General features: G+C 65.2%; 11 protein-coding genes. 9 read left to right on the forward strand and 2 right to left on the reverse strand.

The features are described 5' to 3' along the window. Positions 1-572: 572 nt before the first annotated feature. A complete protein-coding gene (locus tag DH08_RS15090; protein ID WP_192180053.1) occupies positions 573-1,232 on the reverse strand; it encodes a methyltransferase domain-containing protein in 660 nt (219 codons plus the stop codon). Positions 1,233-1,418: 186 nt separating this feature from the next. Between DH08_RS15090 and DH08_RS15095 the strand changes: the two genes are divergently transcribed. Together DH08_RS15095 and DH08_RS15100 are read left to right on the forward strand one after the other, a co-directional pair. Further along, complete coding sequence (locus DH08_RS15095; protein WP_246800852.1) at positions 1,419-3,086, forward strand: portal protein; 1,668 nt, start codon at positions 1,419-1,421, stop codon at positions 3,084-3,086. Then, positions 3,083-3,403: a Bbp19 family protein gene (locus DH08_RS15100; protein WP_192180054.1), complete on the forward strand. Its 321-nt coding sequence runs from the start codon at positions 3,083-3,085 to the stop codon at positions 3,401-3,403. Before DH08_RS15095 ends, DH08_RS15100 begins: the two co-directional genes overlap by 4 nt. A 158-nt stretch (positions 3,404-3,561) precedes the next feature. Here DH08_RS15100 and DH08_RS15105 read toward each other — a convergent pair whose 3' ends face one another. After that, positions 3,562-3,876, reverse strand: coding sequence for a YMGG-like glycine zipper-containing protein (locus DH08_RS15105; RefSeq protein WP_192180055.1), 315 nt, complete (start codon positions 3,874-3,876; stop codon positions 3,562-3,564). Between the two features lie 279 nt (positions 3,877-4,155). Here DH08_RS15105 and DH08_RS15110 point away from each other — a divergent pair, with 279 nt between their 5' ends. The 7 genes from DH08_RS15110 (at position 4,156) to DH08_RS15135 (ending at position 11,027) form a co-directional block, all read left to right on the forward strand. After that, a complete protein-coding gene (locus DH08_RS15110; RefSeq protein WP_192180056.1) occupies positions 4,156-4,728 on the forward strand; it encodes a hypothetical protein in 573 nt (190 codons plus the stop codon). A 298-nt stretch (positions 4,729-5,026) separates the two neighbouring features. Further along, entirely contained in the window at positions 5,027-5,932 is a 906-nt protein-coding gene (locus DH08_RS15115; protein WP_192180057.1) for a hypothetical protein, read from the forward strand. 184 nt (positions 5,933-6,116) lie between these two features. Further along, positions 6,117-7,106 (forward strand): Coat protein, encoded by a 990-nt coding sequence (locus tag DH08_RS15120; protein WP_192180058.1) that lies wholly within the window; start codon positions 6,117-6,119, stop codon positions 7,104-7,106. A gap of 449 nt (positions 7,107-7,555) precedes the next feature. Then, the gene (locus DH08_RS15125) at positions 7,556-7,732 is read left to right on the forward strand and encodes a hypothetical protein (protein ID WP_210328744.1); all 177 of its coding nucleotides are present in this window, start codon (positions 7,556-7,558) and stop codon (positions 7,730-7,732) included. 241 nt (positions 7,733-7,973) lie between these two features. Continuing rightward, on the forward strand, positions 7,974-8,573 hold the full coding sequence (locus DH08_RS15130; protein WP_192180059.1) for a phage connector family protein: 600 nt from the start codon (positions 7,974-7,976) through the stop codon (positions 8,571-8,573). Next, entirely contained in the window at positions 8,573-9,013 is a 441-nt protein-coding gene (locus tag DH08_RS36275) for a hypothetical protein (RefSeq protein WP_246800847.1), read from the forward strand. The genes DH08_RS15130 and DH08_RS36275 overlap by 1 nt, the downstream gene beginning before the upstream one ends. A 40-nt stretch (positions 9,014-9,053) precedes the next feature. Continuing rightward, entirely contained in the window at positions 9,054-11,027 is a 1,974-nt protein-coding gene (locus DH08_RS15135) for a phage tail protein (RefSeq protein ID WP_246800848.1), read from the forward strand. The last annotated feature ends 156 nt before the right edge of the window (positions 11,028-11,183 follow it).

Here is an 11,183-nt window from a genome sequence, read left to right on the forward strand (position 1 = left end):
GTGCTGCTGGGGGTGTGACCATGACCGCGATGAAGCGCAGTTTCAGGAAGCGCGTGCTGGCGTGGTGGTACTGGCGGCGACATTCGCGGTTGCTGAAGCGGCGAGGGTGAGGGGCGTTATCACAGACGCCTCATTCCGTCGCGCCCCCCTCTGGCCTGCCGGCCATCTCCCCCTCAAGGGGGGAGATCAGATGTCACCTTGGTTTTCGCCAATCTCCAACGCTGAAAAGGTGGCGGGGCGCCGAAGCTGCCGATCTCCCCCCTTGAGGGGGAGATGTCCGGCAGGACAGAGGGGGGTGTTCAGGCGCTGCTTGGAAGGCCCTACATCTGCCCGTCCAGCCACTCGCGCAGGGCCTTGTCTTCCTCGCTTTCGGCAACAGGCGGGGTGCGCCGTCTCCAGACGTACCAGAGGGCGGCAAGCACGCCGGCGGCCCACAGGCCGGCGAACAGGTTTCCGATGAAGTCGATCTGACGATCCTCCCAAGCCGGCGAATATTAGCACGGCCTTAATGAGGGGGACAGGATCGAAGTCGTTTCCCCGGCCGCGGCTGCCTGCCGCGCCCGAAGGCCGGATCAGCTTGGTTTGCGGGCGAAGGCCCAGACCATCAGCGGGTATTCCTCGTCGTTGCTGAGGTCGCGCCACAGGCCATAGGCGCGCACCGGCCCGCCGATATGGGCTCTTGCGCAGGCCTTGTTGCCCCAGCCATGGACCTTGATGTTCGCTTCGGGAAAACCGCCCTCGACCATCAGCTGCTTCAGGCCGGCAGGGGTCCAGCGATTGTAGTCGTGCGGCCTGGCATGGACCCGAAACAGGAAGGGTGTGGCCACCATCGCCCAGCCGCCCGGCCGGGTCATGGCATGGATGTTCTCGGCTGCCGCCAGCGGCCGCTGCACATGTTCCAGCACCTGGTCGGCGATGACGATGGAATACTGCTCCTCGGTGCGGTCCTTGCAGATGTCGAAGTCGGGGAAGTCGACCGACGTGTAGTTGGGGCAAATCGCCTTCCAGTAGCGGTTCCAGCCCGGCGAGATCTCGATCACGTCGGAGGATTTGCGGCCGCCCGCCTGCAGGAACTCGGTGAACGCCTCGATCTGGCGGATGCGCAGCCAGTTGCGCGAATCATAGCCGATCAGCCGCTTCACGGCGCGTTTGCTTTGGTTTTTCAGGGTACCGGCAAGGCTTGTCGTCACATCGACCTCCTCCAATGCCCCGCCGCGCTGCCTCCTTAGCATCGCAAAGCGCAAGAAATTTGACTGCTCGCAAGCAATTGAACGACAGCGAAGAAAGATTGCCACCATGACCGATTCCCGTGCCCGCGATATCCTGTCGCGCCAGGCCGAACTTGAGAGCGAACGCGCCGAATACGAGCACGTCTGGGAGGCCGTCTCCGAATTCTGCGATCCCGACGCGCCCGATGTCTGGAGCGGCCGCAGGACCGGCGGCCGGGCTCGCAGGCCGAGCGGCAGGAGCGGCGCGGCGCCCGCGTCTATGCCAACACCATCAACTCGGCCGCCAACCGGCTGGCCGCCGGGCTCGAAAGCCTGATCATCCCGCAGTCGGAAAAATGGCATGGGCTGACCACCGCCGAGATGAACGACGAGGAGACCGACGAGGAAAAGGAATGGGCGGAAGCCTTGCGCGATTTCCTGTTTGCGCTGCGCTACTCCGCCAATTCGAATTTCGTGCCGGCAACGCAGGCCTGCCTGCGCAACGTCGTGCGCTACGGCCCGGCCTATCTCTATGCCGAGGAAGGCTTTGGCTCAACGCTGATCCGCTACGCCTCCATTCCCGTGGTCGAGGGTTATCTCGCGCGCAACCGCTGGGGCCAGGTCGACACGTTCCATCGCCGCTACGAGCGCACGGCAAGGCAGGCGGCGCAGCTGCTCGGCTACGAAAAACTGCCGGCGCGCATCAAGATGCTGGTCGACGACCCCGCCAAATGCGACCAGAAGATATCGCTGATCCAGTGCATAAAGCCGCGCGACGAGCGCCGCATGTATCGCAGCGGCGGCACCAACCAGTATCTCGATCAGGCCTTCGCTTCCTGGCACGTCATCGAGGACGAGGAGGAGATCGTCAGGGAAAGCGGGTTTCGCACCTTCCCGGTCTCGTGCTTCAACTGGCGCCGCTACGAGGGCGACGCCTACGGCATCTCGCCGGCCATCGAGGCGCTGACCACCGTGCGCGAGGAAAACGCCGTGCGCCGCTCGGGGCTTCGTGCGCTGCAGCAGATCACCGATCCGGCGACCGCCTCGAAGGCGAGGCTCGACTATGTGCCGGTGCTCAATCCCGGCGAGAACTATCCCGGCCTGATCGACGACAATGGCCGGCCGCTGATCGCGCCGATCTCGACCGGCCAGAACCCGACCTATGCCTTCAACTACGCGGCGAGCCGTGCCGAGGAAATCCGCGACATGATGTTCGTCAACCTGTTCCAGACGCTGGTGCAGAACCCGCAGATGAGCGCGACCGAGGCGCTGATCCGCCAGGAGGAAAAGGGCGCGCTGCTCGGCCCCTCCGGCTCGATCATCCAGGCCGGTTTTGCCACCAATCTCGATCGCGAGCTCGGCATTCTCGAGGACAAGGGGCTGTATGACGAGGACAGCCGCTTCCTGCCGCCGGCGAGCCTCGCCGGCAAGGCGGTGCGGCCGACCTTCACCGGCCCGCTCGACGTGCTCAGGCGCTCGGCGGAAGCCCGCGATACCATCCAGGTGGTGACGACGGCCATGCAGATGGCGCAGTTCGATCCCGGCATCATGGACAATATCGACGCCGACGAGGCGCTGAAGATCGTGCAGAGCGCCGGCCGCAGCCCGCAGCGCATCTTTCGCCGCAGGCAAGAAGTGGCCGGTCTGCGTGGCGCGAGAGCCAAGGCACAGCAGGCGCAGGCCGGCATGGCGGCGATCGCCACCGCCGGCAAGGTCGCCAAGGATGCCGTGCCGGCGGCCGTGCAAGCGCGCGACAGCGGCCTGCTCGACAGCCTGCAAGGGCTGATGGGCGGGCAAGGGGCGCCGGTCGACGCAACGGGCGGTCAGGTCATGGCGGAGACCGGCGCTGGCACCCCGGGCGCGGCAGGCGGCGCATGACCCGGAAACGCTTCGCCCATTCCACGCAGGCCGGCGGCCCGGCCAGGGCACGAGATGCACTGGCCAAGGCCTATCTCAGGGTCTTCTCCGGCGAGGACGGCGAAATGGTGCTGGCCGATCTCGCGGCAGTGACCGGCTACTACCGGCGCCCGTCCTACGGCGAGTGGATGGCACGGACCAAAACGCCGAACGGCTTCGAGCTGCACAGCGCGCTCAGCAACGCGCGGGCCGAGGTGGTGCAGCACATCATGGGGTTCTTGACGCTGGACGAAGCGCAGATGGTGGCACTGGAGAAGGCGGCGAGGATGGAGGGGTAGGTGAGACGCCGAAACTGCCTTCCCTCTCCCCGTTTACGGGGAGAGGATGCCGGCAGGCAGGTGAGGGGCGGCGCCAGCCTCTCAGAACGTCGCGCCGCCCCTCCTACTCCGCCCTTCGGGCACCTTCTCCCCGTGAACGGGGAGAAGGAAGCTAACGATCAATAATCGCCGTTGTAATATCGGTCGTCGCAGGGCGCGGTGTAGATGCGGCCGTAGCGGTCCTGGTAGCGGCAGAGCTGTTCGCCGCGCCGCTGCGGTGTGGTGGCGCTGCCGACGACCGCGCCCAAAAGGGCGCCGCCGGCGGCGCCGATCACCGTGCTCTCGGTGTTGCCGCCTATGGCCTGGCCGACGAGAGCGCCGCCGGCGCCGCCGACCAGGGCGCCCGTGGTGGCTCTTTGCTGGCCTTCGGTCTGCGCACACCCTGCCAGCGCGGCAGTCATGAGCACGGCGGCAATGGCTTTCTTGATGATCATCTGAAGGTCTCCTTTGAAGACGTGGAATTGGTGTTTTGGATCAATGCCTTGCCAAGTGCTGTCGCATTACGGCGGAACGGCGGCACCGTTGCTCACGAAATGAGACATGGTTTCGCGGCTCTTGAAGATCATGGTCGCCAAACCGGAAACACCCTGAGCGAACAGCACGATAACGCCTTGGCTTGAATCAGGTTGCGAGCCGCGCCCGCCCGAGGCGCGCCGGGCGCACGATCAAAATAGCCCCGCCCAGAAAATTCCACCCAAAAATGGAGAAATGCCATGACCCGAGGACTTCCCCGCACACTCGTCCGCGCCGCTGCCCGCGAGGCCGGCCTTGCCCCGCCAAAGCTCGGCCTCAAAGCCGTGACCACAGGGCAGGGCGGATCATACCGCACCGTCTTCACGTTCGCCGGCATGCAGGTGCCGGTCGCCGATGCGCTGGCCTATGCTGCCCAAAAGATTTTCGACTTCGCCGACGGCAAGGTGCGCATCAAGGGCGGCACGGCGCGGCTGCAGTTCGCCGTGCTGACCACCCGCGCCTCGACCATCAACGACAATGCAGCACTGACCTGGTCGCTGGGCTCGGCGGCTGCGTCGAGCGCCACTCTCGCCGGAACGATGGTCAATGTGCTGGCTTCGACCGGCCGCACGCTGGACGGGGCGGGTGCGGCGCTTTCGTCTGCCTCGACCGCCGACATCGCGGCTGCAGCGACGCTGGATGGCACGGCGACGCCGGTCGACCTCTGTCTCAACCTCGCCTTCGCCACCGGCACCGACATCGACGCCGACGGTACGCTGGCGGTGACCGGCACGATCACGCTGCTGTGGGAGAACTGGGGGGATAATGTCTAGCTCCTTGCAAAACGTCGGCGATTGGCGAAAGCGGCGATGACAGCCAATCTCCCCCCTCGTGGGGGAGATGTCCGGCAGGACAGAGGGGGGCGCCGTAGAGCGTCGACCTCTTGCGCCAACCACCCCGCATTTTTGAGGGACAGTGTCCGGTCAAAGAAGCGAACGCTCGTGTTCCGTCGCGCCCCCCTCTGGCCTGCCGGCCATCTCCCCCTCAAGGGGGGAGATCAGATGTCACCTTGGTTTTCGCCAATCTCCAACGCTGAAAAGGTGCTTGAACCCCAACACAAAGGAACATCTCATGACAGATCTGGCAGACGCCGGGTCCGTGGCCACGCGGCCGGCGGGCAACCCAGTACGGCCACCGGCAAGCGGGGACAACGGGTCCGCCCCGCCTACGGCCAAAAGTTGGTTTGACGGTCTTTCCGAAGGCAACCGCAAGCTCGCTGAAACCAAGGGCTGGACCAAGCCTGAAAGCCTCGATCGGGTTTTCACATCCTATGCGGAGCTGGAGCGGCAGCAGGGCGAAAGCCTGCGCGTTCCGGCCGCGGACGCCTCGAGGGAAGACTGGGACAGGTTCCATGCCCGGCTGCCCGAGGCGATGCGTCCGCTCACCTCGTCCGAGAAGGTCGAATACAGGCGCCCGGAAGGGTTGCCCGAAAACTTCGCCTATTCGGACGAGCTCGCCAGCGCCTCCAAGGCCTGGGCGGTCGAAGCCGGTGCCACGCCGAAGATCGCGCAGGCCTATCACGACAGGTTCGTCGGCTACATGGCCGAGCAGGCGGTGTGCCAGGAGATCGCGCTTGCCCGCTCGGTGGAAGCCACCCATGACGAGCTGGTCAGGGACTGGGGGCCGACCGACAGCGACGGCTTTCGCCAGAAGCTGGAGGTCGCCAACCGGGCGATGAAGAAGCTCGGCCTGGTCGACGCCTACAAAGCGAAGGGCATCCTTCTGCCTGACGGAGCGTTGACCGATCCGCAGATCGCCAGGGCCTTCCAGGCCATCGGCGAAGCGATGTTTACCGAAGACGCGATCGACGGCGGCGCGACCTTGCGGGGAGGCAATCCCTTCAGGCGCAACGCCGCCGGCGACCGCAACATCTCGGCGATTTCAGCCCTCGTCAAAAGCGACTCAGCCCGCGCCCGGCGGCTGGCACGCGAGGCCGGCGAGAACCCGGACCTCTGGATGCCGAACAACCCTCTCTAGTCCGCTTGGAAACTCTACTCCGGCGGCCATCTGGCGGCGTTTTCTGCGCTTCCGGTGCTCACGGACCTCAAAGTCCGCTGCGCTCCGGTTCTCGAAACCACCACCACCTGGCTCGCCGGAGCGAGTTTCGAAACGGCCTTTGAAGATCAGCCGCCAATCAACCAACCCTGAAGGAAGAGAAAAAATGGCAGACGCCTATACCCGTATCGCCGACGCGATCGTTCCGTCCGTCTATGCGCAATACTCGTTCGAGGAGCATGTCCAGTCGCTCGAGATCTACCAGGCCGGGATCCTGTTTTCCGACCCGTCGATCGCTTCGAAACTGTCGATGGGCGGCCGCTCCGTCGACATGCCCGGCTGGAAGGATCTCGGCAACGATCCGTCCGAGCCGGTCAATGACGATCCGGCCGATTCGATCGAGATGAAGAAGATCGGCTCGCGCCGCGAGGTCGCCGCCCGCAATGTCCGCGCCCAGGCGTGGGGCGTTCCGGACCTGACCTCGATCCTGGCCGGCGACGATCCGCAGAAGCTGATCGTCAAGCGCCAGACCGAATACTGGCAGCGCGCCAACAAGCTGACCTTGCTCGGCATCCTGAAAGGCGTCGTCGCCGACAACATCGCCAACGACGCCGGCGACCTGGTGCGCGTCACCGGCGCTTCCATCGTCGACACCGACATCATCGAGGCCGCCTATCTGATGGGCGACCGCGCCGACAGGTTCAAGACGATCTGGATGCATTCCAAGCAGATGAAGGCGCTGAAGCTCGCCGACCTCATCGACTACGTGCCGTCGTCCGAACAGGGCGGGCCGCTCATCCCCTACTATATGGGGCTGCGCTGCGTGGTCGACGACGACATCCCGGTCGCGGCCGGCGTCTACACCGCCTTCATGTTCAAGGACAAGGCGATCCTGTGGAACGAGCTTCCCGTCAACACCGAGGGCGGACCGCTGGAGTTCGACCGCAAGCCGCGCCAGGGCCATGGCGGCGGCGTCACCGAAATGGTCGGCCGCCGGCACTTTGTGCCGCACGTGCCAGGCACCCGCTTCCTCGACGCCGCCTCGGCCGGCGAGTTCGCCACCGATGCCGAACTGGCGCTGGCGGCGAACTGGGACCGCACCGCATCGAGCGTCAAGAACATGACGTTTATTGCGCTGAAGACGACTGAAGCTTAAGCAGCGGGAGCGAAGCTCCCGTCTGCCAGCGGCGAGAGCTTGCTCTCGTCCGCCAGCGGCGGAAGCGCAAGCTTCCGTCCGCCAGCGATGAACCCAGCGGCGAGAGCGACAGCTTCCGTCCGCCCGAGCAGCGACAAGCTCCCGCTCCACAAGAAAAAGGCGGACCCGGGGGACAGTGGGTCCGCCTTTGCCTGCCGACGGGCTTCGGGGGGAAGTTGGGTGCCGGCAAACATTCCGATAGCTGGATCAGCACGCGTTGGAGGCTTGCTGGGCTTCGGAAAATTGAGTGTGAGCGCGTTTGGCGTTCCGCACAATTAGCCCGATAGGCCTTAGCTCGATAGGCTTAGGACCATCCTGCGGCCTATGTTGCGGGCTTCACAGTCAACGGCACCAATCGGTTACACAAAAGAGCGAGCATATACCTGTGGTGGCAAGGGGTAATCGTGGAGATGACATACAAATCAGTTCAGGAACTGCTCAGAGACGCAGGAATTGTCATGAGCAAGAAAGGTGAAGTCCACCGCATAAACTTCTTTGGTGGGCTGGAAGACACCGCGCTCTACATGACAAGCTTGGAGGAGGCCCTGGACAGGGGGCTGAGGATGGCGAGGCCGCGACGTTCGTGAGTCGAGCTGTGCTGATCCGATAGGTCGATAGGGCACTACCGATTCCGACCTAGGACTCCATCGCCATCATTGGCGTAATCCTCTCGGGCACGTCTTCGCGCCCCTTGTCCTGCCGGCAGCTTGCCGCCGGCTCCGCTTGCCCGCACGCCCCAAAAGTCCCAGCCGCTTCGCAGCGGCTTTTTTCATGCCCGGAGACACCATGACCCTTGCCCGACCCATCCCCCTGAGGGGGCGCTGACCCATGGCCATCACCCCGCTCGACATCGCCAACATGGCGCTCGCCGTGCTCGACGAGGCGCCGATCGATTCACTCGACCAGGACGTCAAGGCGGCGCGCCTGCTCAACCTGCATTTCGACCTGACGCGCGAAGCCGAACTGGCCAAACACGCCTGGGTGTTCGCCATCCTGTCGGCAAGCGTTCCCGGGTCTGATACCGGGAGCGGCGGCTGCACCTTGAATGTCGCCTATGAACTGCCGGCCGATTGCCTGCGCCCGCTGCCGCCGACCCACAATGGCGAACCGGACGGCGTGCCGGTTTCCTGGCGCCAGGAGGCTGGGATCATCTATTCCGATCGGCCCGGCCCGCTCGCCATCCGCTACATCGCCAACCTCACCGACCCGAACGACTGGGACGCGCTGTTCACCGAAGTGCTGGTGGCGGCCCTTGCCGTCAAGATCGCGCATCCGCTGACCCACAAGGCCGGCATGATCGACATCGCCCGCTCGGCCTATGACCGCGCACTGGACGCAGCCTTCTCGGCCAACGCCATCCAGCGCGGCGGCCGCGCCTACACCGCGTCCTGGGCGATCCAGCGCGGCGACAGCAGGTACGCACGCTGATGGCGACGCTCTATCCGGTCCAGGACGTCTTCACCCGCGGCGAGATCTCGCCGCGCCTGCACGCGCGCGCCTCGCTCGATCTCTATCGCGCTGCACTGTCGAAGTGCGAAAACTTCGTCACGCTGCCGCATGGCGGCATCCGCAAGCGCGGCGGCAGCTATTTCGTCGGCGAGGTGAAGAATTCGGCCGTGAGGACGCGTGCCGTCCCCTTCATCTTCAGCGCCGACCAGGCCTACTGCCTGGAGTTCGGCGACCTCTATATCCGCGTCTATGCCTATGGCGCCCGCGTCGGCACGGTGGAAGTGGCCTCGCCCTACCTGGAGGCCGACCTGTTCGACCTCGCCTATGTGCAGTCGGCCGACCAGATGTGGATCAGCCACAAGGATTATCCGCTCAAGGTTCTCACCCGCACCGTGGACGCTGGAGGACTACGAGTTTGATGACGGGCCTTATGACGAAATCAACGATACCGGGACGACATTGACACCGGCATCCTACGGCTCGTTCGTGCCGAAGATGACCGGCTTGGCGGCTCCAGCCGGTACGGTGTCCAGCTCCACCGGGGCGGCTGATGCGTGGGTGCTGTTCGACAAAAGCAGCAAAACGGTCAGCAACGTGACAGGCGGCACCGGGGCATGGGTTCAGTACAGGCTCGCTGGCAGCGCCAAGAAGGTTTGCAATGCCTACTGGCTGCAGGCGACAGGCGCCGCGGGCGCAGCCACGGACATGCCCACGCAATGGGAGGTTCAGGGCTCGAATGATGGCGTGAACTGGGTAACCATCGATGCGCGGCAGGGCGAAACCGGCTGGAGCGCCTCCGAGCGCCGCTACTTCGAATTCTTCAACAAGGCCGCGTTCGAATATCTGCGATGGGACTTTGAGGGCGGCGGCGGCGCCGACAGTGCAAACACGTCATTGGCGGAATTTGCTCCCAACGAAGACGGTGATCTGATGACGCCGTTCAACCTGACAGCCTCCTCCATCCTCGGCATCAACGGCGATGCCGGGTTCCAGACCAGCGATGTCGGACGGGCCATCCGGCTCTATGCATCCGACGGCCGCTGGCGCTGGGCCAAGATCGCCGCGCGCATCAGCACCACGGTCGTCACGATCCGCCTCTATGGCCACGCGCTTCCCGACCTGAACCCGATCTCACGCTGGCGGCTAGGCACGTTCGTCGCCGGCAAATATGTCGAGAGCGGCTCGCTCTACGAGGAGCGGCTGGCCTTCAGCCGAAGGTTCTCGGTCTATGCCTCGGCCACCGGTGACTTCAACAATTTCGCCACCGGCGAGGAAGACGACGACGCGCTCGAGTTCATTCAGGCCGGCGGCGGCCAGGCCAACGATATCGTCTGGATCGCCGAGTCCGATGGCGCGCTGCTGATCGGGACGCTGGGCGGGGTGCGGGCCCTTTCCGGCTCCGGCATCGACGAGGCATTGACCCCGTCATCGTTCAAGAACCGGCGCTCGCGCACCTTCGGCTGCGCCGGCATCCGTCCGGTCGATGCCGGCCAGTCGTTCCTCTATGTCACGCGCTCGCGCCGCTCGATCGCCGAACTGACGCAGACCTCGGCCGGCAGGTTCTCGTCCGAAGACATCGGCCAGATTTCCGAGCATATCGCCAAGCAGGGCGTGGTCGAACTCGCCTTCCAGGCCGATCCCGACCCGATGCTGTGGTTTCCGCTCGAGAATGGCGAGCTTGGCGGCTACACGCACCAGCCAAGCCAGGAGGTGCGCGGCATGCACCGCCATCGCTTCGGCGGTGCCTTCGCCGGCTCCATTTGGGCGGTCGTCGAAAGCGCTGTGGCGACGCCCGGCCAGAACGGCGTCGACGACATCTGGCTGGTCGTCAGGCGCACCATTGCCGGCGTGACGAAACGCTATATCGAGATCATGACGCCGCCCTTCGAATATGGCGCGCTTGAGGACGCCTTCCAGGTCGATTGCGGGCTGACCTATGCGGGCGCCGCCATCAACACCGTCTCCGGGCTCGGCCATCTCAACGGCCAGTCGGTCGACGTGCTGGCGTCGGGCAAGGTCTACCGCGGCCTCACCGTGGCCGCCGGCCAGGTGACGCTGCCCGGCGGCGCCACCGCAACGAAATGGCAGGTCGGGCTTCCCTGCCAGGCGCAGGCCGACACGCTGGAGCTCGACGTCGGCGGCCAGGACGGCTCGATCGTCGGCCGCCGCAAGAAGGTGGCGAAAGTGATCCTGTCGCTGCTCGAGACCGACACCACGGGGCTCGAAGTGCAGTCCCTGATCCGCGGCCGCTGGGAGGCGGTGAGGATACCCTCGATCGTCGCGCCGGACGGCAAGGCCAGGCTCTACACCGGCAATGTCGAGGTGCCGATCGACGACAGCTGGGAAGGGCAGGGCAGGGTCAGGATCCGCCACGTCAACCCGACGCCGTGCACGATCAGGGCGTTCACGCCGGTGTTCGACGCGGAGCCGTAGGTGAAGCTGCCGATCTCCCCCCAAGTGGGGGAGATGGCCGGCAGGCCAGAGGGGGGCGCTGTCCCGCCAACGTCTCAGGCAATCGAAATCCAGTCTCTCGCAGGTCTTTGGCTCTCCTGAGTTGAACCACAGGCAGCGTTCCTTCGCGGCCCCCCC

This window comes from Mesorhizobium amorphae, from assembly GCF_014843845.1.
GTDB classification, from domain to species: domain Bacteria; phylum Pseudomonadota; class Alphaproteobacteria; order Rhizobiales; family Rhizobiaceae; genus Mesorhizobium; species Mesorhizobium amorphae_A.

Bases quoted from the DNA above. Each gene is read 5' to 3' on its own strand.
- DH08_RS36275 (WP_246800847.1), top strand. From the start codon at position 8,573: ATGGCGACGCTCTATCCGGTCCAGGACGTCTTCACCCGCGGCGAGATC.
- DH08_RS15120 (WP_192180058.1), top strand. From the start codon at position 6,117: ATGGCAGACGCCTATACCCGTATCGCCGACGCGATCGTTCCGTCCGTC.
- DH08_RS15110 (WP_192180056.1), top strand. From the start codon at position 4,156: ATGACCCGAGGACTTCCCCGCACACTCGTCCGCGCCGCTGCCCGCGAG.
- DH08_RS15100 (WP_192180054.1), top strand. From the start codon at position 3,083: ATGACCCGGAAACGCTTCGCCCATTCCACGCAGGCCGGCGGCCCGGCC.
- DH08_RS15125 (WP_210328744.1), top strand. From the start codon at position 7,556: ATGACATACAAATCAGTTCAGGAACTGCTCAGAGACGCAGGAATTGTC.
- DH08_RS15105 (WP_192180055.1), bottom strand. From the start codon at position 3,876: ATGATCATCAAGAAAGCCATTGCCGCCGTGCTCATGACTGCCGCGCTG.
- DH08_RS15130 (WP_192180059.1), top strand. From the start codon at position 7,974: ATGGCCATCACCCCGCTCGACATCGCCAACATGGCGCTCGCCGTGCTC.
- DH08_RS15115 (WP_192180057.1), top strand. From the start codon at position 5,027: ATGACAGATCTGGCAGACGCCGGGTCCGTGGCCACGCGGCCGGCGGGC.
- DH08_RS15090 (WP_192180053.1), bottom strand. From the start codon at position 1,232: ATGCTAAGGAGGCAGCGCGGCGGGGCATTGGAGGAGGTCGATGTGACG.